Source organism: Pseudoxanthomonas spadix BD-a59, from assembly GCF_000233915.3.
Classification (GTDB): Bacteria; Pseudomonadota; Gammaproteobacteria; order Xanthomonadales; family Xanthomonadaceae; genus Pseudoxanthomonas_A; species Pseudoxanthomonas_A spadix.
Genome location: NC_016147.2, coordinates 532,597 through 556,793, shown reverse-complemented (window position 1 = coordinate 556,793; position 24,197 = coordinate 532,597). Strand labels below are relative to the sequence as shown.

17 protein-coding genes are annotated in these 24,197 nt (G+C 68.5%); 4 read left to right on the top strand and 13 right to left on the bottom strand.

Going from position 1 to position 24,197, the window contains the following annotated elements:
- Positions 1–78: 78 nt before the first annotated feature.
- A complete protein-coding gene (locus DSC_RS02425) occupies positions 79–1,062 on the bottom strand; it encodes a helix-turn-helix transcriptional regulator (protein WP_014159530.1) in 984 nt (327 codons plus the stop codon).
- A gap of 111 nt (positions 1,063–1,173) precedes the next feature.
- Here DSC_RS02425 and DSC_RS02420 point away from each other — a divergent pair, with 111 nt between their 5' ends.
- A complete protein-coding gene (locus tag DSC_RS02420; RefSeq protein ID WP_014159529.1) occupies positions 1,174–1,797 on the top strand; it encodes a LolA-like protein in 624 nt (207 codons plus the stop codon).
- A 204-nt stretch (positions 1,798–2,001) separates the two neighbouring features.
- On the opposite strand, the gene hemC is transcribed toward DSC_RS02420, so the two are convergent.
- The 4 genes from hemC to DSC_RS02400 all read right to left on the bottom strand — a co-directional run bounded on the left by hemC (position 2,002) and on the right by DSC_RS02400 (position 4,849).
- Positions 2,002–2,922, bottom strand: coding sequence for a hydroxymethylbilane synthase (hemC, locus tag DSC_RS02415; protein ID WP_014159528.1), 921 nt, complete (start codon positions 2,920–2,922; stop codon positions 2,002–2,004).
- Between the two features lie 165 nt (positions 2,923–3,087).
- Positions 3,088–3,825: a LytR/AlgR family response regulator transcription factor gene (locus DSC_RS02410; RefSeq protein WP_014159527.1), complete on the bottom strand. Its 738-nt coding sequence runs from the start codon at positions 3,823–3,825 to the stop codon at positions 3,088–3,090.
- A 102-nt stretch (positions 3,826–3,927) separates the two neighbouring features.
- Positions 3,928–4,596, bottom strand: coding sequence for an alpha/beta hydrolase (locus DSC_RS02405; protein WP_014159526.1), 669 nt, complete (start codon positions 4,594–4,596; stop codon positions 3,928–3,930).
- 61 nt (positions 4,597–4,657) lie between these two features.
- On the bottom strand, positions 4,658–4,849 hold the full coding sequence (locus DSC_RS02400) for a rubredoxin (RefSeq protein WP_043290341.1): 192 nt from the start codon (positions 4,847–4,849) through the stop codon (positions 4,658–4,660).
- A gap of 63 nt (positions 4,850–4,912) precedes the next feature.
- On the opposite strand from DSC_RS02400, the gene thiE reads away from it, so the two are divergent.
- Positions 4,913–5,539, top strand: coding sequence for a thiamine phosphate synthase (thiE, locus tag DSC_RS02395; RefSeq protein ID WP_014159524.1), 627 nt, complete (start codon positions 4,913–4,915; stop codon positions 5,537–5,539).
- A gap of 19 nt (positions 5,540–5,558) precedes the next feature.
- On the opposite strand, the gene DSC_RS02390 is transcribed toward thiE, so the two are convergent.
- Together DSC_RS02390 and DSC_RS02385 are read right to left on the bottom strand one after the other, a co-directional pair.
- Entirely contained in the window at positions 5,559–6,815 is a 1,257-nt protein-coding gene (locus DSC_RS02390; protein ID WP_014159523.1) for a dipeptidase, read from the bottom strand.
- A 113-nt stretch (positions 6,816–6,928) separates the two neighbouring features.
- The gene (locus DSC_RS02385) at positions 6,929–10,099 is read right to left on the bottom strand and encodes a TonB-dependent receptor (RefSeq protein WP_043290340.1); all 3,171 of its coding nucleotides are present in this window, start codon (positions 10,097–10,099) and stop codon (positions 6,929–6,931) included.
- Between the two features lie 414 nt (positions 10,100–10,513).
- On the opposite strand from DSC_RS02385, the gene hemL reads away from it, so the two are divergent.
- A complete protein-coding gene (hemL, locus tag DSC_RS02380; protein ID WP_014159521.1) occupies positions 10,514–11,800 on the top strand; it encodes a glutamate-1-semialdehyde 2,1-aminomutase in 1,287 nt (428 codons plus the stop codon).
- A gap of 209 nt (positions 11,801–12,009) precedes the next feature.
- Positions 12,010–14,769: a winged helix-turn-helix domain-containing protein gene (locus DSC_RS02375; protein WP_014159520.1), complete on the top strand. Its 2,760-nt coding sequence runs from the start codon at positions 12,010–12,012 to the stop codon at positions 14,767–14,769.
- Between the two features lie 145 nt (positions 14,770–14,914).
- Here the strand turns inward: DSC_RS02375 and DSC_RS02370 are convergent, their stop codons facing one another.
- From DSC_RS02370 to DSC_RS02345, 6 genes are all read right to left on the bottom strand, one after another.
- The gene (locus DSC_RS02370; protein WP_014159519.1) at positions 14,915–16,141 is read right to left on the bottom strand and encodes a pyridoxal phosphate-dependent aminotransferase; all 1,227 of its coding nucleotides are present in this window, start codon (positions 16,139–16,141) and stop codon (positions 14,915–14,917) included.
- A gap of 30 nt (positions 16,142–16,171) precedes the next feature.
- Entirely contained in the window at positions 16,172–16,675 is a 504-nt protein-coding gene (locus tag DSC_RS02365) for a RidA family protein (protein WP_014159518.1), read from the bottom strand.
- A gap of 39 nt (positions 16,676–16,714) precedes the next feature.
- Positions 16,715–17,158, bottom strand: coding sequence for a c-type cytochrome (locus DSC_RS02360; protein ID WP_014159517.1), 444 nt, complete (start codon positions 17,156–17,158; stop codon positions 16,715–16,717).
- Positions 17,155–18,741 carry a flavin monoamine oxidase family protein gene (locus tag DSC_RS02355; RefSeq protein WP_014159516.1) on the bottom strand — a complete coding sequence of 529 codons (1,587 nt, stop codon included), beginning with the start codon at positions 18,739–18,741 and terminating at the stop codon, positions 17,155–17,157. Before DSC_RS02355 ends, DSC_RS02360 begins: the two co-directional genes overlap by 4 nt.
- A gap of 166 nt (positions 18,742–18,907) precedes the next feature.
- Positions 18,908–21,691, bottom strand: coding sequence for a TonB-dependent receptor plug domain-containing protein (locus tag DSC_RS02350; protein ID WP_014159515.1), 2,784 nt, complete (start codon positions 21,689–21,691; stop codon positions 18,908–18,910).
- A 636-nt stretch (positions 21,692–22,327) separates the two neighbouring features.
- Entirely contained in the window at positions 22,328–24,136 is a 1,809-nt protein-coding gene (locus DSC_RS02345) for an amidohydrolase family protein (RefSeq protein WP_148268078.1), read from the bottom strand.
- Positions 24,137–24,197: the final 61 nt, after the last annotated feature.

Here is a 24,197-nt window from a genome sequence, read left to right as displayed (position 1 = left end):
AACAGGCACGGGACGACATCGGGGGAGGCGAAAATCACTGACATGGTAGCCGACGCCGGCATCGGGCCGGCGTGCAGCTCAGCGCTTGCCGGGGTCGTTTTCGTAGTTGGTCAGGGCCAGTTCCAGCAGTGACTTGGCCTGTTCGCGCAGCATCGGCGGGCCGACGATCTCGGCATCGGCGCCGTAATGCAGCACGTCCATCAGCAACTCGCGCGAGGCGCTGTAGGGCACCTTCAGCTCGTAACGGCCGTCGGCCAGGAAGCGGCCTTCCTGGCGTGCATGCCACTGCTCGTCGGCCACCCAGCGCGCGGCCTTGGGGCTGAACAGGATCGTCGCCCAGCCCTTGGGTTCGCCGGAAAAGATGCCGTAGCTGGAAGCCAGGTGCTGGCTCAGTTCGTCCTTGCCCATCTCGATGGCCGGCGCATCCAGCGCCCGCGCGCTGCTGATGCGGTCCACCGCGAAGCTGCGCAGCGCCTGGCGGCCGTGGTCCCACGCGTCCAGATACCAGTTGTCGCGGTAGTGGGTGATGCGCTGGGGCGAGACGATGCGGCGGGTGCGCTCGTCGGTGGAGCGGGCGCGGTACTCGAAACTCAGCTGGCGCCGCTCCAGCACGGTGCTGGCCACGCAGCGGAAGGCGGCCTGGTCCAGCTTGCGGCCGCGATGGGCGATCACCCGCACCCGTTCGACCGGCCAGCGCTCGGTGCCGGCATGGTCGGCCAGCAGGCCTTCCAGGCGTTTCTGCAGCGGCGCCAGCGCGCCGGCCAGGACCCCGCCGCCGGTGCGCAGCAGCAGCTGCTGCGAGGCGACCAGCGCGTACAGTTCGTCGGAGCTGAGCCACAGCCCGGGCAGTTCGAAGCGATCGGTCTGCCCGGCGGCATAGCGGAAGCCGGCTTCGCCGTCGCCCTCCACCGGCGCCATCAGCGCATCGCGCAGGTAGGCCAGGTCACGGTAGACGGTGGCCCGCGAGCAGCCCAGCTCGTCCTGCAGGCGCTTGACCGTGACCGGGTAGCGCGCACCCTTGAGGATCCGGTGCAGGGCCGTGATGCGTTCGATCTTGTCCATGCCGGCGATTATGGCCGAGCCGGCGATCGATGCAGGCCGTGGCGTTCACCGCGCACCGGTGACGTTTGGCGGACCCTATGGTCCTGTGCCGATTCCAAAAAAGCCCACCCAATGCATCGCACCTGCCTGCCGCTGCTGACCTGCCTGCTGCTGTCCGCCTGCCAGGGCGCTTCCGATCCGCCGAGCCGCCCGGCTGGCGCGGCGGCCGCGGCGGCGCCTACGCCGGCGCAGCGGGTCACCGCCTCGATGCAGGCCTTCCAGGACGCGCGCAGTTTCCATGCGCAAATGACCCTGGAGGGCGCACACCAGAGCACCACCGTGCTGGATTTCGTCGCTCCGGACCGTTACCGGGTGCAGATGCCGATCGGCACCCAGGTGATCATCGGCAACGTCCTGTACCTGCAGTCGCAGGGCCGCACCCGCAAGATGCCGCTGCCCGAAGGCGCGGTGGCGCAATGGCGCGACCCGATGCGACTCCAGGCCGGCCAGGCCAACCTGCAGGTGAGCGCGCAAGGCCGGACCGTGGTCGAGGGCATCCAGGCCGAGCAGTTTCTGGTGCGCAACGGAGCGGGCCAGCAGCCGGTGCAGTTCCTCTACTGGATCGGTCCGGACGGCCTGCCGCTGCAACTGCGCCACCAGGGCGTGTCGCAGGGCCAGCCCTACACCATGACCGTGCGCTACAGCCGCTTCAACGATCCGGCCATCGTCATCGATACGCCCATCGCTTCCGAATGATCTGGCCTGGGCGTGCACTGCAGCCGCCTCGGGAAACCGACCACCGTGGCGGCTGCGATGTCCCCGCCGCGCCGGCTTCCGCGCCGCACCGCACGACCCCTTCTCCCCCGCCCGCGGGGGAGAAGATGCCCGCAGGGCAGATGAGGGGGCTTCTACCAGGCCGCAACCAAGCGGGCATCTCCCCGCTTCCGCCCGGCAACGCCGCTACAGATCCAGATCAGCCAGCAGCGCGTCGGCGCCATTGGCCAGCAGCGCCTGGGCGACCTGGTGGCCCAGGTTTTCCGGGGTGAGGTCGGCCGAGGCCGCTTCGGCGCGGACCAGCGTGCCCAGTTCGGCCGAACCGACCAATCCACTCAGGGACATGCCGTGGGCGTCTTCCCGGGCGAACGCGCCGACCGGCACATGGCAGCTGCCGTGCAGGGCGCGGTTCATGGCGCGCTCGGCCTCCACGCAGCGCCGGGTCGGCAGGTGGTCCAGCACGGCGAACAGGGCCAGCACCTGCGGCGCATCGCTGCGGCATTCCACCGCGATGGCGCCCTGCGCCGGCGCCGGCAGCCACTCGGGCGCGGCCAGGCGGGCGGTGATGCGCTCCTGCAGGCCCAACCGCTGCAGCCCGGCGCAGGCCAGGATGATGGCGTCATAGCTGCCGGCGTCCAGCCTGGCCAGGCGGGTGTTGACGTTGCCGCGCAGGTCCGCCAGCTGCAGGTCCGGGCGCAGCGCGCGCAGCTGCGACTGCCGACGCAGCGAGGAGGTGCCCACGCGCGCGCCATGCGGCAGCGCCTCCAGCCGCGGGTAGGCGTTGCAGACGAAGGCGTCGGCCGGATCGGCACGCGCCAGGATCGCCGGCAGCACGAACGGTCCATCCAGCTCCATGGGCACGTCCTTGAGCGAATGCACCGCGCAATCGGCGCGATCGTCCAGCATCGCCAGTTCCAGCTCCTTCAGGAACAGGCCCTTGCCGCCGATCGCGGCCAGCGAGCGGTCCAGCACCTCGTCGCCCCGGGTGCTCAGCGGCACCAGCTCCACCGCAAGGCCCGGATGCGCCTGGCGCAGCAGCCGGGCAGTGTGTTCGCTCTGCCACAGGGCAAGCGCGCTCTTTCGGGTGGCGATGCGCAGCGATCTCATCGGCGCATTATCGTCGCAACCGCCGGCAGCGCGCCGCTGCACACCCGTGGAAGCCGCCATGGCGGCCAAGGGCTTGGCCCGGAAAGCCTCTTCGCCGCCGTGGCGGCTCCCACGCGAGGTGCCCGGCGGCCTGCGACGCCACGGCGCTGTGCTGCACGTCGCGCGTTACAGCGCCTTGACCGTCTCGCGCAGGGCCGGCACGCAGCGCCGGCTGACCTCCAGCGGCGCCGCAGCATGGCGCAGCACGGCCTGCACCCGGCCGTCCTCGACCCGGCGCAGTTCCATCAGCTCGTGGCGGGCAACCAGGCAGTTGCGGTGGATGCGCACGAAGCGGCTGGCGAACTCCTCTTCCAGCGACCTGAGCGATTCCTCGATCAGATCCTCGCCACGAGCGTGGTGGACCACGACGTACTTTTCCTCGGCCTGCAGGTAATGCACATCGTCCAGCGGGATCAGCCGCAGGCTGCCACGCAGGCGCGCGCACAGGTGGGTGCGCGGCTGGCTGCTTGAGGCCGGCGCCGGCGCGGTGGCACGCCCGGCGATGAAGGTGCGCGCGCGCTCCAGCGCCGAAGCCAGGCGTTCGGCGCGCACCGGCTTCATCAGGTAGTCGATCGCCGCCGCCTCGAACGCCGACAGCGCATGGGCATCGTAGGCGGTGCAGAACACCACCGCCGGGCGCGGCTCGAATGCGGCCAGGTGGCGCGCGGCCTCCAGCCCATCCACGCCGGGCATGGAGATGTCCAGCAGGACCAGGTCCGGGCGATGCTCGGCGCAGGCCTGCAGCGCGGCCAGGCCATCGCCGGCCTCGGCCAGCACCTGCACGCCCGGCTGGTCGGCCAGCAGGCTGCGCAGGCGTTCGCGGGCGAGCGGTTCGTCGTCTACAACCACCACGGTCAGGGGCATGCGCACCTCAGGCCAGGGGAATGGCGAGTCCGCAGGCATAGTAGCCCTGCTCCCTGAAGCCCGTCACCCGCGCGCCTGGCGGGCGACGCCTGGCGCATGGGTTCAGCCGAAACGCTGCGACATCCAGTCGCCCAGGTCACGGATTTCTTCGGCGCACACCGAATGGGCCATCGGGTAGGTATGCCACTCCACGCTGAACCCGTTGTCGGCCAGCGCCTGCGCGCTGCGCTGGCCGTAACTGGTCAGCACCACCGGATCGGACGTGCCATGGCCCATGAACACCGGCTGTGCCCTGGCCGCTGCACTGGCGAAGCTGGCCAGGCTGTCGGCGCCCGGCAGGTAGGTGGACAGCGCGACCAGCCCGGCCAGTGGCACCTGGCGGCGCACGCCGGCGGCCAGGGTGATCGCCCCGCCCTGCGAGAACCCGGCCAGCAGCATGTTGGACGGCGCGATGCCGCGCTCGCCCTCGCGCGCCAGCAGCACCTCGACCTGGGCGATCGACTGGTCCACGCCGGCCGCATCGGCGCGGTTGGCGAAATCCGTCCCGGCGATGTCGTACCAGGCGCGCATGCGCATGCCGTTGTTGATGGTGACCGGCCGCACCGGCGCGTGCGGGAACACGAAACGCAGCGCCGGCCAGCCCGGGCGCACCAGCTCGGGCACGATCGGGGCAAAGTCATTGCCATCGGCGCCCAGGCCGTGCAGCCACAGCACGCTCCAGGTCGGGGCGTTGCCGGTTTCAAGTTCGACGGCATCGAGCAGATCGGTCATGGGGTCTTCCGCAAAAATAACGTGGGAACAAGCGCCTGGGTGGCAACGATGCGACGGACTTTCAGTCCATTTCCACCATTTCGAAATCGTCCTTGGTCACACCGCAGTCCGGACAGGTCCAGGTCTGGGGAATATCCTGCCAGCGCGTGCCCGGCGCGATGCCTTCCTCGGGCAGGCCCTCGGCTTCGCGGTAGATGAAGCCGCAGACCACGCACATCCAGTTGCGGTAGGTGGTGGGATCGGTGTCGCGCATCGGATAATCGCAGGCCCTGGGTGCCCCATTGTCACACAGCCGCACCCGCGCACCGGAGTCGCCATGTCCACCACCACGCCGCCGCGCGGCCTGTACTTGATCACCCCCGATATCGCCGATGACGCGCAGTTGCTGGCCCGCACCCGGCCGCTGCTGGACAGCGGCGCAGTCACTTGGCTGCAGTACCGCAACAAGTCGGCCGGCGATGCGCAGCGCCGCCGCCAGGCCGAACAGCTGCTGGCGCTGTGCCAGGCCGTGGGCGTGCCGCTGATCATCAACGATGACCTGGCCCTGGCCCTGGCGATCGGTGCGGCCGGCCTGCATCGCGAAGACGACATCAGCACGCTCGCTCAGCTGCGCACCGCCCTGGGTCCGCACGCGCTGCTGGGCGCCTCGTGCTACGACCAGCCGGCGCTGGCCGAGGCCGCCGTGCGCGAAGGCGCCAGCTACGTCAGCTTCGGCGCGTTCTTCGCCAGTCGCAGCAAGCCGACCACCCATCGCGCCACGCCGGCGGTGTTCCAGGCCACCGCCTCGCTGGGCGTGCCGCGGGTGGCGATCGGCGGACTGACGCCGGACAACGCCGGCCCGGTGGTCGCCGCCGGCGCCGACCTGGTGGCGGTGATCGGCGGGGTAGTCGACGCGCCGGACCCGATCGCCGCGGCGCGCGCGTTGCAGGCGCTGTTTGCCTGAATCGCCCGGCGCGTGGTGCCTATTCCAGCGCGGCCTTGACTGCCGCAGGGTCGGCCAGCGCCTGCACCTGCTCGATCAGGCGCAGGGTGTTGCCGCCCAGCACCGCGGTGATCTGCTGCTCGTTGTAGCCGGCGTCCAGCAGCGCCTGCACCACCTTGGGCAAGGCGGTGATGTCTTCGTAGCCGACTACGCCGCCACCGCCATCCCAGTCCGCGCCCAGGCCGACGTGCTGCCAGCCGGCGACCTCGAGGATGTGCAGCAGGTGCCTGAGATAATCGTCGAAGGTGGCCTTCCTGATCTTGTACTTGGTGTTCAGCGCCTCGATCTGGGCCATGGCCTGCTTGCGTTCCTGCGCGCTCATTTCGCCGCGCCCGCCAAAGGACCGGTAGAGCTTGCCCAGTTCGGCCCGGTATTCCGGCGTGCCGCCGGTGTCCACCAGATAATTGCCCAGCGAATTGACCTGAATCACCCCGCCATGCGCGGCCAGCACCTTGAGCCGCTTGTCGTCCAGGTTGCGCGGATGCGCATAGACGTCATACGCGCCGCTGTGCGAGAGGATGATCGGCGCCTTGGACAGGGCGATCATCTGGTCGAACACCTCGGGCGAGGCATGCGAGTGGTCGACGATGATGCCCAGCCTGTTGGCCTCGATGATCAGTTGCCGGCCCTTCTCGCTCAGGCCGCCGTGTTCGCCGGCCGTGGCTTCGGCGATCCCCGACGAATCGGCGAAATCGTTGTGGCTGCCGTGCACCAGCGAGAGCATGCGCAGGCCGGCCTTGTAGTAGTAGCTGAGCAGGCTGGGATCGTGCGAGAGCGGATAGGCGTTCTCCATGCTGATGTAGACCGACTTCCTGCCCTCGGCCTTGATCCGCGCGGCATCGCCGGCGACGGTGGCCAGCGCAAACTTGTCCGGATTGGCCGCGACCATCTCGCGGATCTGGCCCAGGCGCTTGAGGCCGAAGTCGCGCGCCTTCAGCTTGCCCATCGCGTCCAGTGGCCCCTGGCCGGTGTAGACCACCCAGAACCCGCCATCCAGGCCGCCTTCGACCATGCGCGGGTAGTCGATCTGGCTGCCGTCGGCGGCGTAGCTGTGGCGGTCGGTGATCTTCCAGCCCGGCTGGCCGAACAGGGCCGGCGTGTCCAGGTGCGTGTCCAGATTGATCGCCCGCGCCTGCAGGGCCCGGGCTTGTTCGGAAACCACCAGCTCCCTGGCGTGCGCATCGACGGCGACGGCGGCGATCAGCAGCAACGCGGCCATCAGTGTCTTGGTGTTCATTTCCTTCTCCTGATCGAAAAAAAGGCGTCGCCGCGAGACGACGCCTGCAATGGACGCCAATGTTGCCATGCCACCTGCCCTGCCGCACCGCCAGGGCAGCACTGGTCCTTGACTTACCAGTCGTAGGAAACCGACAGGCGACCATAGCGCGGGGTCTGATAGACCACGGCCTGGCCGTAGAGCGGGTTCTGCGACCCGTCCGGCAGCTGCGAGAACGGATAGGCCGTGGTCGGCTTCTGGGCGTCCAGGACGTTGAACACGTTGAAGCTCACTGCCAGCTTTCCATCGGCGAACAGCGGCTTCCAGATTAGACCCAGATCGAGCTGGTTGATCCACGGCATGCGGCCGTGGGAGCCTGGAGGGGAGGGGTCGCCGGTGCCGGTTTCCGGGTTGTAGCAGTAGTGGTACGGCCCGCCTGTCACCGCACTGCCGCCGTAACCAGCCGGATCGGTGCCGCTGTAGGCCGTTCCGTAATAGTTGCCCAGGCAGTTCTTGGGCGAGCCGGAAGTCATGCTGAGGTTGGCCGACACACCAAACTCATCGTCCACTTGGTAGTAGCCATAGAACTTGATCTGGTGGCGGTGATCATTGGACTGGTCGCCGTTGGTGTTTTCCATCAGCGCAGCATGGTCCCAACTCTGCGTGGTGGAGACTGCGGCCTGGCCCTGATAACTGCCCAGGGCACCGCCGCTGCGGAACAGGTCCGAACGCAACTGACCTTCGGTGGTGCCGTAGCTGTGTGACCAGACGTAGTTGAACTTGGCATACCACTTGCCGTCGAAGGGGCGCTCGAAGTTGAACTCCAGCGCGCCATAGTCACGCTTGAGCTCGGGGAAACCTGCCGCCTCGCGGGTCACGGCGACCTGACGCAGGTTGCCGGCGGTGTCGTAGACATTCCAGACGTTGGTCTTGCCTGGGTTGATCAACTCGGCGCCCGCAGTGCGGGTCCAGTCGATGTCCACGCCCTGGGCGGCGGCGGAATTGGCCAGGCCGACGTTGCTGGTGTCGAAGTTCTGGTCGTCGATGGCATCGTTGAGGCGGCGATAGGTCGCCCGCACGCCGTACACCCAGCCGCTGTCCAGTTGCTGGGTGAAGCCGAGAATCACTTCATCCTGGTTCTCGCCCTTGATGTCATCGACCACCGCGGCGCTGGGGTCCGAGGCACGGCCGAAGCGCGAGTTGGCCGACACCGCCGGACCCAGCGATTGCGAAATGACCGGCGTGCCGTCGGCATTGATGCCGCTGTAGGTGAAGTATTCGCTCTTGGACACCGAGGAGGTGAACAGGCCCACGGCCGACAGCGGCAGGCCGAGATAATAGCGGCCCACATTGCCGAAGACCTTCAGGGTCGAGTCTCCGTGCACGTCCCAGCTGAAGCCGACACGTGGCGACCAGGCATCGACGTCGATGTATGGCTCATGGCTGATCGGGACGTAGTTGGTGAACTCGTCCTTGCGCAGGCCCAGGCTCAGCAGCAGGTTGGGAGTGACCTGCCACTTGTCTTCCAGGTAGTAGGCCTTCTGGTCGGCGTCATAGGAGTTCAGGCCGATGCTGGTGTTCTTGGTCACGTAGTAGCCCGAGCTCCCGTAGATCGGATCGACCAGGGCCGGACTGGGCGCGCCGACGCCACCGGCCTCGTTGGCCGACTGGCTGATCAGGCCGCCGGTGTTCAGACCGTACGGATCGTCGGTCCTGTCGTAGCTCCACGCGTACCCCGGGCCCGAGGCCTGCGAGCCGATGTTGGTGGCCTCGAGCTTCTGGTTGTCGATACCGGCGGTGATCGCGTGGTCGCCGATACGCCACTCCAGGCTCAGGCGCAGGTTGCGTTTTTCGTACTCGCGGTCCGAGGCGGTGATCGACGCCTGCCTCTGCGCGCCGGCAATCGGCGTGCCGCCGTTGTAGGCCGGGTTCTGCAGCGCGATGTTGTTGATCATCGGCCCGTTGGCCGGATCGTAGTTGTAGTAGCTGATCTCGTCCGGCGTCTTCATTTCGCCGTACAACGCGTTGACGGTGACGTTGTCGCCGAAATAGCCGGTGTACTTGGCCGAGTACAGGGTCGGACCGGCCTCGTTGATGTTCTCGTTGGTGTAATAGGCCCCCTTCTCGCGATTGACGTAGTCGTAGCGGTAGATGATGCCGCCGGTCTCGTACTCGTCGCTGGCGCCGGTGAACTCGAGCAGGTGGTCGTCGGTGATATACCAGTCCAGCTTGCCGTACCAGCGGTTCTGCTCGTAGTCGTACTCGGTCAGGCCGCCGGAATTGCCATTGTCCGCGTCGCGGTTGCTGGCAATGCGGGTGCCGTGCGAGTTCACCCGCTCGCCGGCCAGGAAGAAGAACAGCCTGTCCTTGAGGATCGGGCCGCCCACATAGGCGCTGTAGGTCTCCGAGGTGGCCTTGGTCTCGCTCAGTGGCTGGTAGAGGCCATTTGCCGCGCGTGCGTAGTTGTAGGCGGTGTTGCTGGTCGTGGAGGTCTGGCTGTCCGGACGCCAGTAGATGTCCTTCTGGTCGGCCTTGAGCGCGTTGGGCTCGAACACCACCGCGGCACCGAACTTCCAGTCATTGGTGCCGCGCTTGCCCACCTGGTTGATCACCCCGCCATTGGAGCGGCCGTATTGCGCGCCGTAGCCGCCGGTGAAGATTTCCTGCTGGTCGATGGCACCGTACGGCAGGGTCAGGCCGCCGAGGTTGTTCTGCGTGTTGGTGGTGTTGAAGCCGTTGAGGTAATAGGCGTTTTCCGAGGCGGCCGAACCACCGAAGCTGGGCAGCGAGCCGCCCAGCGGGCCGTTGTCGAAACCTCCGCTGTTGACCACCACGCCCGGTGCCAGCAGTGCGATGGCCTCGGCGCTGCGGCCGAGCGGCAGCTGCTGCAGCTGTTCGGAGGTGATGACGGTGCGGGTGTCGACGCTGCTGACGTCGATCGGCGAGATCATCCGTGTGCCCTTGACCGCCACCGCGCCCAGGGTGGTGGCGCCATCGGCCGACAGCCCCACCTCGGTGCCGGCACCGACCAGGATCGATACCCCATCGCGGGTATCCACCACGGCGCCGTCATGCTTGAGGGTGACCGTGTAGGTGCCCAGCGGCAGGCTGCTGAGCGAATAACGACCGCCTTCGACCTTGACCTCGCGCGAGAAGCCGCTGCTGCTTTCGACCAGTACCGTGTCGGCATCGCCGGCGCCGCTGACGGTGCCGAAGATCCGGCCCGTGGTGGACTGGGCGTGGGCGGCGCTGATGGCCACCGTCAAGGCAAGCGCCAAGGCGCTCCTGCGGATCAGTCGATTCATGCTGTTTTTATTCCCCAAGTTAGGTCGGCATGCTGAGAGATGCGTCGTTTCACCCCTGAGAACGACGCTGGATGACACGGTGCAGAGCCTGTGCGCCGCTGGCCAATGGCCGTTATTGATGAGCTCATGCAGCGATATGCGCCATGGATGCTAGGGAACGGGCAGGATCGGCGACAGCCTTTCGACGGGTAGGTCCCGGCTGGATGGGTAGGTCGGGTCTGCGCCGGTGGCCCTGGCGGGCGGCAACCGCGACAATGGGCAGGTCTGGGGCGCCGAAAGACTGGTCGCCAGCCTTCAGGATCCAGATACGGTCGATGTGGCCGGTGGCCCTGTCATGCCGACCTCGCAACTGGCGTCCGACGCCTGGCCCGCCTCTTCCGGACCCGCCCCTCCGCTCAAGCACAGGATCCTTCGATGCAGCACGCCCGCTCCCACGACCTTTTCGCCCGCGCCCAGGCGCTGATCCCCGGCGGGGTCAACTCGCCGGTGCGCGCGTTCAAGTCGGTGGGCGGCGAGCCGTTCTTCGTCCAGCGCGCCGATGGGGCGTATCTGTTCGACGTGGACGGCAACCGCTACATCGACTACGTGGGCTCGTGGGGGCCGATGATCGTCGGCCACAACCATCCGCACGTGCGCGAAGCGGTGGCCAGGGCGATCGGCGACGGACTGTCCTTCGGCGCGCCCTGCCCGGCCGAGGTCACCATGGCCGAAACCATCACCGGCCTGGTGCCGTCCTGCCAGATGGTGCGCATGGTCAATTCCGGCACCGAGGCCACCCTCTCGGCGATCCGTCTGGCGCGCGGGGCCACCGGGCGCCAGCGCATCGTCAAGTTCGAAGGCTGCTACCACGGCCACGGCGACTCGTTCCTGGTCAAGGCCGGCAGCGGCATGCTGACCCTGGGCGTGCCGACCTCGCCGGGCGTGCCCGCGGGCCTGAGCGCGCTGACCGCCACCCTGAGCTACAACGACTTCGACGGCGCCACGGCACTGTTCGATGAGATCGGTGGCGAGATCGCCGCGGTCATCATCGAGCCGGTGGTCGGCAACGCCAACTGCATCCCGCCGCGGGCAGGCTACCTGCAGCACCTGCGCGCGCTGTGCAGCCAGCATGGCGCCGTGCTGATCTTCGATGAGGTGATGACCGGCTTCCGGGTCGCGCTGGGGGGGGCGCAGGCGCACTACGGGATCACCCCGGACCTGACCACCTTCGGCAAGATCATCGGCGGCGGCATGCCGGTGGGTGCCTATGGCGGCCGCGCCGAGCTGATGCGCCAGATCGCCCCGGCCGGGCCGATCTACCAGGCCGGCACCCTGTCGGGCAATCCGGTGGCCATGGCCGCCGGCCTGGCAATGCTGGAGCTGGTCCAGGCGCCGGGCTTCCACGCGCGCCTCACCGCTGCCACGGCCAGCCTGTGCGCCGGGCTGGAAGCAGCTGCGGGCCAGGCCGGCGTGGCGCTCACCACCAACCAGGTGGGGGGGATGTTCGGCCTGTTCTTCACCGACCAGAAGGTGGAGACCTACGCCCAGGCCACCGCCTGCGACACGGCCGCGTTCAACCGGTTCTTCCACGCCATGCTCGAGCGCGGGGTGTTCCTGGCGCCGTCGGCCTACGAGGCCGGATTTACCTCCAGTTCACATGATGAAATGGTCATTGCGGCGACCCTGGAGGCGGCACGCACGGCGTTCCTGGCCATCGCCTGACCCGGCGCGGCGCGACCGGTCACATGGCACGGGCTTGGCAAGTGACCGCTTGGTGACATAACGTAACGGTCAGGTACCTAGGGACAGGTATGGGCGGGGGCCCTGTCACAGCATCCGAGCGGCGCGGCGCCTGATGGCGCACTGGCTTGCGTGCTCGACGTCCTGGTTCGATCTTCTTCGAGAAGATCGGCCCGTCAGCGGAGACGCACGTGCCTGCTGCAAAACCCGTCGCACTGATCGGACCGCGTCCCCTCGCCCTGCGCGAAGGGGCCATCGCGGCGGACTGGATCCTGCCGGACAAGCTCGAGCCGCCGCGCCTGCACGTGGACGCGGTATCGCGCGCGCGCCTGCTCGAGACGCTCGATGCCGGCATCGCCCTGCCGCTGACCCTGCTGCTGGCGCCACCGGGCTTCGGCAAGACCACCCTGCTGGCGCAGTGGCACGCGCACCTGCTGGCGACCAGCCAGGCCCAGGTCGCCTGGCTGTCGCTGGACGAGGGCGATGCCGAACCGGCGCGCCTGCTCGCCTACCTGGCGCTGACGCTGGGACTGGGCGCCTTCGACAACAGCACCTTGCCGCTGGGTCTGGCCCACTGGCGCGAACTGGACACCGCCACCACCCGCACCGCACTGCTGCGCGCGGTCCGCTGCGCGCAGCAGCCGCTGGTGCTGATCCTGGACGACTACGACCGCGCCGCCTGCCCGGCCGCCGACGAAATCGTCACCCTGCTGGTCGAACACGGCGGCCCGCTGCTGCACGTGCTGGTGGCCACCCGCCGCGCACCGGCATTGCCGCTGGCGCGCCTGGACGTGCACGGTGCCCTGCAGCGCGTGGACGCCACGCAGCTGGCGCTGGACAGCGGCGAAACCCAGGCCGTGCTGGGCGCGACCTCTTCGGAACAGGACGCCCGCCGCCTGCGCGAAAAGACCGAAGGCTGGCCGGTGGCCGTGCGCCTGGCGGCGCTGTGGATTTCCGGCGACGGGCGCCGCAGCGAGGACGTAGCCCGGTTTTCCGGACGCACCGCCGGACTGGCCGCCTATCTGGCCGAACAGGTGGTCAGCGACCTGGCCCCGGCGCTGCGCGCGTTCCTGCTGGAGACCGCGGTACTGGAGCGCTTCAACGCGGCCTTGGCCGATGCGGTGCGCCAGCGCCGGGACAGCGGCCAGCTGCTGGCCGGCCTGGGCCACTTCCATGGCCTGCTGGTGCCGCTGGACGATGACCAGGAATGGTTTCGCTACCACCCGTTGTTCGCCGAGTTCCTGCATCAGCAGCTTGATCGCCAGTCGCCCGGCCTGGTCGGCGGCCTGCACCAGCGCGCGGCGCGCTGGTGCGCCGACCACGGTCACCTGCCCGAAGCGGTGCGCCACGCACTGGCCGCGCACGATGTGCCGCTGGCGGCCGACTGCATCGGCCAGGCTGGCAGCTGGCAGATGCTGCTGCGGCACGGCACCGCCTCGGTGGCCGCGCTGCTGCGCCAGTTCGATCCGCGCCTGGTGCGTGACACGCCGGCGCTCAACCTGACCCAGGCCTACCTGCACATGCGCCTGGGCGAGTTCAGCCATGCCCAGACGCTGCTGGAGCGCTTCCGCGATTTCCCGGAAAGCCAGCGCGCGCCGCTGGAACGCGACTACGTGGTGGTGGTGGCGCTGCTGCGCGGCCTGCTGGACCAGATCTGCGGCAACGCGCGCGGCATCGCCCAGCTGTCGGCGCAGGCGCGGGCACTGGATGAGGACGACCACCTGGGCCGCGGCACGCTGCTGTGCATCTGCGCGACCACGGCGCTGGGCCGTGGCGACTTCCCCGCCGCCCAGGCGCTGGCGCAGGACGCTGCCGAGGTCATGACCCGCAGCCAGACCCCGGCCACTGTGGGTTATGCCCTGGTCCACCTGGGCCAGGGCCAGTTCTACCGCGGCGCCCTGGACCAGGCCGAAGCGAGCTACCGCCGCGCCCTGCAACTGGCCCATTGCGCAGATGCCGCCGATGCCACGCTGGTCGCTGCCTGCCGCTGCCTGCTGGCCCAGTTGCAGGCCGAGCATGGCCGCTACGACGAAGCTTCCGACCTGCTCGACGGTGCACTGGACACCCTGGAACGCGGCGACGGCTGGGTCGATGCCTACGTGGCCGGCTACGCCACCGCGCTGACCCTGGCCCGTCAACGCGACCGCAGCGGGCGTTCGGCGCACGCGCTGCTGGCCCGCATCGATGCCCTGGCCGCGCGCCGGCACCTGGTCCGCCTGGCCGAGCTGGCCGCCGCCTGGCGCCTGGACCTGCTGCTGGACCTGCCCGGCAGCCACGCCACCGACGCGATGATCGCCCGCTGCGGCGGCGAAGCCGCATTCGACCACGCCCTGGCCACTGGCCACGGCTGGCGCCAGGCCCATGCGCTGGGCTTTGTCCTGGCGCGCTGGCACGCCCAGGCCGGACGCGCGGGCCAGGCGCTGGCGATCCTGCGCAAGCAGCAGCAGGCCGCCAAAGCGGCCGGCGACCAGTACCACCTGGGCCGCGTGCAGCTGCGACTGGCCCTGACCCTGCAGCAGCGTGGCCAGATCGAATCGATGCTGCCGCCGCTGCGCGCGGCGCTGGACCACATCGCCGGGACCCGCGCCTGGCAGGTGGCGCTGGAAGTGGGCTTGCCGGTCAAGGCGCTGCTGCGCAGTGCGCGTCAGCTGGACCCGCAGGCCGCCGCCGGCACCACCCGGGCGCTGACCATCCAGACCCTGCTGGACAAGCTGTCCTGCGAACAGGCACTGGTCACCGAACTGTTCAGCGAACGCGAGCTGGAAGTGCTGGCCGAACTGGCCCTGGGCCATTCCAACAAGCAGATCGCCCGGCGTCTGGCGGTGTCGGAAAATACGGTCAAGTTCCATCTCAAGAACCTCTACCGCAAGCTGGAAGCGAGCACCCGCGAGGCCGCGCTTGGCATTGCCCTGCAGCGCGGCCTGATCGCCGCGGCCAGGCCACCGGCATGACCCGCGGCCCGGCGCGCCCGCCGAGCCGGCCAGCCAGCCGGTAGGGCGGGTCTCGACCCGCCACCGCCTTGCCGCGTAGGGCGGGTCTCGACCCGCCACCCCCGTGCCGCGTAGAGCGGGTCTCGACCCGCCACCGCCGTGCCGCTCAGGCGTAGGCGGTCACACTGCCGTCGCGGCGTTCGTCCTGCAGCATCGCGGTCTTGACCGGCAGCGGGCCGCGCTGGCCGGCCATCACCTTGGCGAAAGCGTCCTTGAAACGTGCCATTTCCGGCGCGGTGCCAACGGTGATGCGCGACCAGGTCGGCCACACCGGCCAGGCGCGACCGACGAACACCCCGTAGGTCGCCATGGCCTGCATGAACTCCGGTGCCGGGCGCTTGACATCGACCATGAAGCAGTTGCTCTCCGAGGTCGTGCACGCATGGCCCTGCGCGGTCAGCCAGGTGGTGACCTCGTCGCGCAGCAGGGTGTTGGTGCGCTGGCGGGTGGGCACCAGCTGCGGATCGCGCAGGCTGGCAAGGCCGGCGGCCATGGCTGTCACCGGCAGCGCATTGATGCCGAAATAGGTCATCTTCTTGAGCAGGTCCGGACGCGCGGCCGCATAGCCCAGGCGGATGCCGGCCATGCCGTAGAGCTTGGAGAAGGTGCGCAGGACCACCACGTCCTGGCCCGCCGCAACCAGGTCCACGCCGCTGACCGCGCTCGGCGAGAGGTGGATGTAGGCCTCGTCCAGCACCAGGATGCTGCCCTTGGGCTTGTGCGCCAGCGCGTACTCGATGTCCTTGCGGGTGGTGATCGAACCGGTCGGGTTGTTGGGATTGCACAGGTAGAGCATGCCGGCGCCGGCATCGGCCGCGCACATGGCCTGCACGTCATGGCTGTAGTCGGCGCGCAGCGGGATCTTGTGGACCGGCGCCTTGGTCGACTCGGCCACCCGCCAGCCGGCTTCGAAGGTGGGGTCGGCGGTGACCAGCGAGGCGCTGGGTGAGGTGAAGGCCATCACCGTGTACTGCAGCGGCGGGGTGGAACCGACGTAGGGCACGATGTACTCGGGCTTGAGGCCCAGCTGGGTGGCCAGTTCCTGGACCAGTTCCTGCGCCAGCTCACCCAGGTAGCGCCCGCCCTGCGGGGCGATGCCGTTGATCGCCTTCAGCGCGGCCTCGCTGGGACCGAGCGGATTTTCGTTGGCGTTGATCATCACCGGCGCCAGGCCCAGTGCGGCGGCGGCGTCAGGGTCCACCGCAAGGCGCGCCGGGCCGGCACGCTGGGCCAGGGCTGCGCCGGGCAGGGCCAGCAGCGGGGCGCCGACGCTGGCGCCGGCGGCAAGGGCGGAATTGCGCAGGAACTGGCGACGGGAGAACGGCATGTTCATCGGACGACTCCGGTACGGGAAAGGGATCGATCAGGGACGCACGGCGATCACTTCGATCTCGATGCGCATGCCCGGATTGCCCAGCGCGGCGATCTGGAAGGCCGAGCGCGCCGGCAGGTTCATCTGCTTGGCGTCCTTGCCGAAGAACTGGGTGTAGCCCCCCATGAAGCCCTTGAAATCCATCTTGCCGCCGGTCTCCGGGCCGCCGACCAGGAAGGCCTGCATCTTGACCACGTCCTTCATCCCCAGGCCCATGCCTTCCAGCTGCTTCTGGATCTGGGTGAGCACGCTGATGGTCTGGGTCTTCATGTCGCCAAAGGCTTCCACCGAATCCTTGGGCGCCGCAGGATTGGTCACTGCCGGCACCTTGCCGCTGACATAAATGGTGGCCTTGCCGGCCGGTACTTCCACCGCCGCGGCAATCGGAAAATCGCTGCCGGGAATCGGCACGCGCACCACATCGGCGGCCTGGGCAGCCAGCGGCAGCAGCAGGGCGGTCAGCAGTGGGAGACGCAGGGAACGGGACAGGGCCATGGGAACTCCGTAAAGAAAGGTAATGGAAGAAGGCACAGCTCAATCTGCGGATGCTGTGGCCAGCGAGGCGCGCAGGGCCTTGACGTCCTGCTCGGTCACCACATCGTCGTACCGGTTGCCGAAGTGGGTGCGGACATACGTGGTCACTTCGGCCACCTGACGATCGCTGAGCATGCCAGCAAAACCGGGCATCGCGCCGTTGCCCGACAGCACCATCATCTCCACGTAGGGCGCGGCGGCCAGCTTGGGGTTGGCGGCCAGCGCGGGATATTCGCCCGCACCGCGCGCACCCTGGCCGTCAGGCATGTGGCAACCGGCACAGATGGTGGCATAGACCTGGGCGCCGTCGGCCTGCGCGAAGTCGCGGGTGTTGGCCAGGCCGGTGGCATCGGAGCTCTGCGCGCGCACCGGCGCGGCCAGCCAGGCCGGCCCGGCCAGCAGCGCGCTCGCCAGCGCGGCCACGATCAGGACACGGGCGTTCATGCGCGGCCTCCGGTGGCCATCACCTTGGCATGCAGGCGGCCGATGACATCGTGCGCGGACAGGACCGCGCCCTCCTGCCAGGCCGGGATGTAGGAAATGTGCTCGCCGGCCATGGCGATGCGGCCGTCGATCTGGCAGGCCGCCTGGTAGTGCTGGGCGCGCAGGTCCTCGGTCCAGGTGCCAAAGCAACCGTGATTGCCCGGCACCCGGTGCCAGGCCACCGAGATGCCGTTGTCGAATTCCTTCGGGTACTGCGGGTGGATCTGGCTGCCATAGGCCACCGTGCGGCGCACACGTTCGGCCGGGCTGTGCGAGGTGAAGTCGAATGCATCCAGGCCCCAGACATAGGCGCCCAGCAGCACGCCCTTGCCCGGCGCATGGAAGCCGGTGCTGGGATAGCTGATGTTGCTGATCGGCAGGTTGGTGTAGCTGATGCCGCCGTAGATGGCCTCATCCTCTTCCCAGAAGCGGCGCTTGAACTGCAGCCCCACTTTCACCGAGGAGGCATAGGGCAGCTTGGTGATGGCATCGGCCATGGCCGGGCCGACCTTGACCGGGATGCGGCTGAGCACCGAGAACGGGATCGTGCATACGCACCAGTCGGCGGTGGCCGTGTGGGTGCTGCCCGGCGCACCGGTGTCTTCGTAGGTGACGGTGACGCCGTGCTCGTCCTGGTCGATGCCGGTGACCCTGGCGTTGTACTGGATCACGCCCGGGCCCAGCGCGCGCGCGAACGCCTTGCCGAGCTGGTCCATGCCGCCCACCGGCTGGAACATGCTGGTCTGCATTTCGATGTTGGTGCCGGCCGCCAGCTGCTTCCACAGGCGCGAGCGCAGCACGTCCTCCAGCGACAGCGGCGTCGACAGCTCCGGCTTGCCACCGAGGCCGCCGCCGGGGTATTTGGCATAGCCGCGGCGCAGGTTGCTGTCATCGCCCGCCACGTAGGCCATGTTGCGGTCCAGCGCGCCCCAGCTGCGCAGCGATTCCAGCAGCAGCTCCTGGTCCTGCTTGGTCACCTGCTGGTCCAGCGCACCCTGCGCGGTGGCCTTGGCCAGCAGCTCGGACACCTGGCCCTTGTAGTCGGCATCGATCTCGCGGAAGCGCTGCGGCTTGCCGCCGAAGGCCTCGGTGTTGTGCAGGAAGGCGTTGTAGTTGACCTGCACGAACGATTCCAGCGGCACGTTGAACTGCTTGCAGTAGGCCAGCACCGCGCGGTGGTGGTGCGGGATCCGCCACGGGCCCGGATTGATGTAGAGCCCTTCGTCGAAGCCGCAGTGCTGGGTTTGGCCGCCCAGCTCGGTATAGGTATCACCGCCGCGCAGGGTCCAGTTGCGCCCGCCCGGACGTGCGTTGTATTCGAGGATCCTGACCTGGTAGCCGGCCTTGCGCAGCTCGAAGGCGGTGGTCATGCCGGCCAGGCCCGCGCCCAGCACCAGCACGCTGGCGCCCCTGGGACTGCCCTCCAGCTGCACGGGCCCCTTGTAACCGGATTCGGCGGCAAACCCCAGGCTGGTCATGGCCTGGTACATCATCGTGCCACCTGCGGCCAGGCCGATGCGGCCCAACAGCTGGCGACGACTCATTCCACTTCGGACACGGTCCTGCATTGCGTTTGATTGCCTTGTGATGGACGACGGTGCGGTGACCGGAAAAATGCGGTGGACGGCGCCCTGACCGTCCACCGCAACCGAAGCACCTTGAGCTTGAGGAAAGCGCGCCGGCGCGGCCTGCGAGCCGGCGTCGGATCGATCAGAAGCGGTAGGTCAGCTTGGCGTAGTAGCGGGCGCCGAAGTAGCCGATCGGGCTGCCGGTCAGATACTCGTTGTTGCCGTTCTGGTAGTTGGCCACGTCATAATCCCACACCGGCGAGGGGATCTTGTCCGGGTATTCGTTGAAGATATTGTCGCCACCCACGGCCAGGGTCCAGGCGTCATTGGGCTTGAAGCTCAGGTCGAAGCCGGTCAACGCCATCGTGCCGATCTCCTGCTTGTAATAGGCGCCGCCGTCGAGGGTGACCGTGTCCAGCTGGTCGGCAAACTGCTCATAGCCGCTCAGGCTGGCCACGGTGTACTGCGGCCCGTAGATGGACTCGCGCAAGGTCAGGCTGAACTTGTCCCAGTTGACGGTGGCGGCCAGGTTGACGCGGTACTTGGGGCTGTTGTGCTCGATGTCGGAGACGTTGGCGGCGGTGAACAGCGGGATGGTCTCGAAGCCCGGCGCGCGGCCGGCGCGGGTGACCTCGGTCTCGTTGTAGTTGGCCGCCAGCAGCCAGTCGATCGAGCCCCAGGCGAACTCGCTCATGTAGTTTGTCACCAGGTCCACGCCGGTGCTCTTGGTGTCCAGCACGTTGCTGAAGAAGCTCATATTGATGTTGGCGCGCGCGGTCTGGTCGAAGCTGCCGCCCGGCGCGCTGGGATCCATCGGGTCGCTGATGAAGCCACCAGCCACCAGCGCGTCACCGAGGATCTGGTTGTAGCTGTCGTCCGGGACGCCGTCGCCATCGGTGTCGGCCGGATCGGGCAGGTCGGCGTTCCAGCTGCCGGTGGTGCGGCCAGTCAGCGTGTCGGCCGCCTGGGCGGTGGAGTAGGCGAAGGAGCCGATGTAGGTACGGTCCTCGATCTTGATCTGGTAGGCGTCCAGGGTCATGGTCAGGTTCTGGATCGGGTTGAACACCAGTCCCAGGGAGATGTTTTCGCTGGTTTCCGGCTTCAGGCCGTTGCCGACCGTGGCCCCGGCCAGGGTCGCGGTGGCGCCGACCGGACTGACCTGGATGGCCGAGTAATAGTTCTCGCCCATGTTCGGCGCGCGGAAGCCGGTGCTGTAGGTGCCGCGCACGGCAAAGGTGTCGGTGAAGTCGTAGCGGGTGGTGATCTTGCCCACCGATTTGTTGCCGAAATCGCTGTAGTCCTCATAGCGGCCGGCCAGGTCCACCAGCCAGTTCTCGGTCGGATTCAGCACCACATCGGCGAACACCGCGTAGTTGTGACGCGAATAGTCACCGGTGCCCAGCGGGTTGTAGCCAGGGAAGGACGAGGCACCGGCGCCGTAGTACGAGGCCGGCTCGCCCGGTTCGATGCCGTATTCATCACGCCGGTACTCCACGCCGGCGTTGAAGAACAGCGGTGTGGACAGGCCGACGTCGAAGTCCTTGCTCACGCTCAGGTCCGTGGTCCACTGCGTGCTGTAGAAGGTGCCGTCGTAGAAGTCCTCGGGCGATGCACCAAAGTCGTTCCACAGGCTGAAATTCATTGAGTTCAGCGTGTAGACGTCCATTTCGTTGCGGCCGTAGGACGTGGATGCATCCCACGCCCAGCCGGCGAGGTCGCCCTTCAGGCCCAGGGTCAGCTCGTAGTCCTCCTCCTCGGAGGCCTCGGAAGGATTGAAGCCATACGGATACTTGTGCTCGCCGGGGTCGCTGACGTCGCCGTCGCCGTTGAAGTCGTGGCCGCCATCCTGGGAAGGACGCCGGTAGTTTTCTTCCGACTGGGCTTTCTTCTTGCCATAGCTGCCGACGGCGTAGAAGTCGATGCCGTTCTCGAAGCTGTAGCCGGAATTGAACAACAGCGCCTGGCGATGCACCTGCGGTGGGTTCAGCCAGCCGTTGAGCGCCGGGAAGCGGCTGTTGAGGATGGCGCCCTGGTCGTTGGCGATGCGGCTGAGCAGGTCGCCGCGGCCGTTAGCCGTCGCATACGCCTGGCAGGCGGCAATGTCGAGCAGGCAGTTGGCGTAGCTGGGATTGGAGAAGCGGTAGACCGACTTGCGGTTCTCGACCTCCAGGCTGATGTTGACGAAGCCGGTTTCGTTGCCCAGGCCGAGGTTGGCGCCCCAGGAATCAGTGCCGCCGCCGCCATCGGAATAGCCCGCGTAGCCGGCGTTCAGTTCGCCGCCGGAGGCGTCCTTCTTCAGGATGATGTTGATCACCCCGGCGATGGCGTCCGAACCGTACAGCGCCGCGGCGCCATCGGTCAGCACTTCGACATGGTCGATGGCCGACTGCGGGATGTAGGACAGGTCGGTGGCCATTTCGCCGTTGCCGGCCACGCCGAAGTTGGAGGTGACGTGGCGGCGCTTGCCGTTGACCAGGATCAGGGTGTGGTTGGCGGTCAGGCCACGCAGGGCCGCGTTCAGGGTCTGGCTGGCCATGTCGCCGCCGACCTGGGACGCGTTGTAGGAGGGAACCTGGTTGGCGATCGCGTTCTGCAGGTCGGGCGCGGCGGATTTCCTGAGCAGTTCGGCGCTGACCAGCTGGATCGGCGCCGGGCTGTCGGACACGGCCATGTTGGCCTTGCGGGTGCCGGTGGAGATCACCGAGACCGCATCGAGGGTCTTGGCCTGGTCCTCGGCGGCCGGAGCGACGGCGACTGGCGTCTCTGCGGGCGGGATTTCGGCGGCGGGGGTCTCGCCAGCCTGGGCCAGTTGTGCGGCGGTGGCCAGCAGCAGGACCGAGGACAGGCTGCGCAGCCCGGCCGACGAAGGGCGCAGCGAGGTGGCGACGGCGAGAGCGAGTGGACGGCGGGTGGGACGACTGCGCATGAGCTGGACTCCTGGCAAGGCGAAGCAAACAAGCGGTGAGATGGAGGCGAGGTAGTGGCCCGGATCCCCTGAACCGGCGTCCTGTGTGGATTGCGCCACTGCTTCACACAAGCCTAACCTCGGCAATCACCTCCACCGATGGTCCCGATGGGTAGGTCCCCTCTCGCCGGGTAGGTGGGTCACATCGCGGCAATGGGTCGCCGCCCCATCCTTCCACCGGCCTGCCTGTCCGTGCCGGCAGGGATGCCGCCCGGGCATTGCCGTCATCCTCGCGGACTGGTCGCCCCCACACGCCGCCCCCTACTACGCGTCAGCCGCCCGCATGATCCGGCCCGAGCGGCCACACCTGCGTCCGCCCACATGTGCGGTTCAACCCGTGGGCGAGGTGCTGGCACGCGACGACCGCCGGGGAATGGAACTGGCACGGCGCATCGGCACCGTCGCGATGCGCTCTGCGCTTGTGGGGTCCGAACTGGAACACGAAGAGGACTTCCGCCCGTGGCACCACCGAGCGCTCCAGACGCCCTGGGAACGCGCGGCACGCCGGCCGGCCACATCGGGCGGGTGGCTTGGTGCCTGTCGAGGCCAAGCCGCCCGGATCCCACCGAACAGGTATCTTCCGCGCGCCGTTCGCCATCAATAGAAGGCGACATTGTCCAGTTCCAGCCAGACCTTCTCGCCAGGCTCGCCGCCGATGCTGAACACCAGTTGCTGCAGGTCGTCGCCCTTCCAGGCCGGCACCGGGCCCTCCCCGCGGCGGGACGGTTGTCCCTGCAGGGCGTCGAAGGGCACCTCGACGGTCCGCCAGCCGGCCTGCGGCTGCAAGCGGTGGCTCCAGCGGCGGTTTTCCACGCCGCGGTACTCCAGGGTCACCGGCCTGGCATCGCCGCGGATCTCGAAGCGCAGGCCGCGGTAGCCGCGCAGGTCCACCGGCTCGACCGAGCCGCGGCTCAGCGGCAGGATCGCGCTGGCGAAGGGTTCCGGCTTGGAGGAAAACCGCGCCTGCAGCGACAGCGCATGGCCAACCTGCTCGCGCGCAACCACCTCGGTCACCTGCACGGTGCGGTCGGTGCCGCCGTCGGCCTCGTCCACGCGCAGCGTATCCAGGGCGGTGCGGCCGTCAGCACGCTCGAAATCGTCCACCAGCGCCGCGATGCGGACCGCCGGCATCGCCGTCGCCTGGTTGGCCGCCGACGTCTTCACGCCATTGCCCCAGACCTGGCGGCCGTCGACGAACACCCGCTCGACCCTGCGCACCGCCGCGATGTCCTCCCAGGGCCTGCCATCCACCAGCACCAGATCTGCGCGCAGGCCCGGCCGCAGCGTGCCGCGGTCGTCCTGCAGGCCGATCGCCGCCGCGCTGGTCGCGGTGCCGGCGATCAGCGCCTCCGCCGGCGTCAGCCCGGCCCGCACCAGCAATTCCAGCTCGCGCGCGGTCGCGCCCTGATGCGGAAACATGCCGGCGTCGGTGCCGACCGCGACCGGCACGCCGGCATCGTGCAGCGCCTTGGCGTTGCCCAACGCATAGCCGAACTTCTGTTCGCGCTGGCGCATGCGCGGATCGTCCGCCGGGAACGGCGCCTCTTGGCCCGGCTTGACCGGCTCATACACCGCCAGGGTCGGCACGTAGTAGGTGCCGCCGGCCTTGATCGCGGCGATGGTCTCGGCGTCGATCGGCCGGTCCTGCAGGCTGTGCGCGATCACGTCCACCTTCGCCTCCCCGGCCTGGCGACCGCGCTCGACGGTGACCGTGTGGGTCAGCACCCTAAGCCCGTGCCCGTGCGCCTGATCGACCAGCGCCGACAGCGTGTCTACGCTCATGCTGGTGTTGTCCGCGCTCATGCCGTAGCGCCAGCCGTCGGTGAAGGCCTTGATCAGGTCCGGCTTGTACTCGGCGATGGCGTCCACGGCGCGCCGGGCCGCGTCCGGCGAGTTCACCCAGCGCGTGGTGTTCTCGTCGGCCCAGTCGGCGCCGTGGCCCAGCGGCGTGCTCATGCGCGCGGTCAGGTTGACGTGAGGCGCGTACAGCGTGGACAACCAGCGGCGCCGCGGCTCGAACGACTCCGGCGGCTGGTGGAAGTCGTTGACCGTGGTCACGCCGGTGGCCAGGTAGGCGGTCGCGATCTGCGGATAGGTGCCGGGCGTGCTGCCCGGGGTCCAATGCGTATGCAGGTCGAACAGACCGGGCAGCAGCGCCTTGCCGCGCGCACGCACGACCTGCGCGCCCTTCGGCACCGCGACGTCCGGGCCGATCTGCGCAATGCGGCCCTCGCGTACCACCACCGTTCCGATGTAGGGAGCGGCACCGGTGGCGTCGAAAATCGTCGCGTCAACGATGGCCAGAGGCGGGTCAGTTCCGGCAACAGCGCCTGTCCCTGTCCCGGCGAAGGGTAGGAGCACGGCCGCCAGCGTCATCTTCAGCGGGATGCGTCGAAGCAATCTCATTGGCCCTCGTTCCCGGTCAGTGCCGGCTTCCAGTTTCGTCCAACCGCTCCTGCCGGTTGCG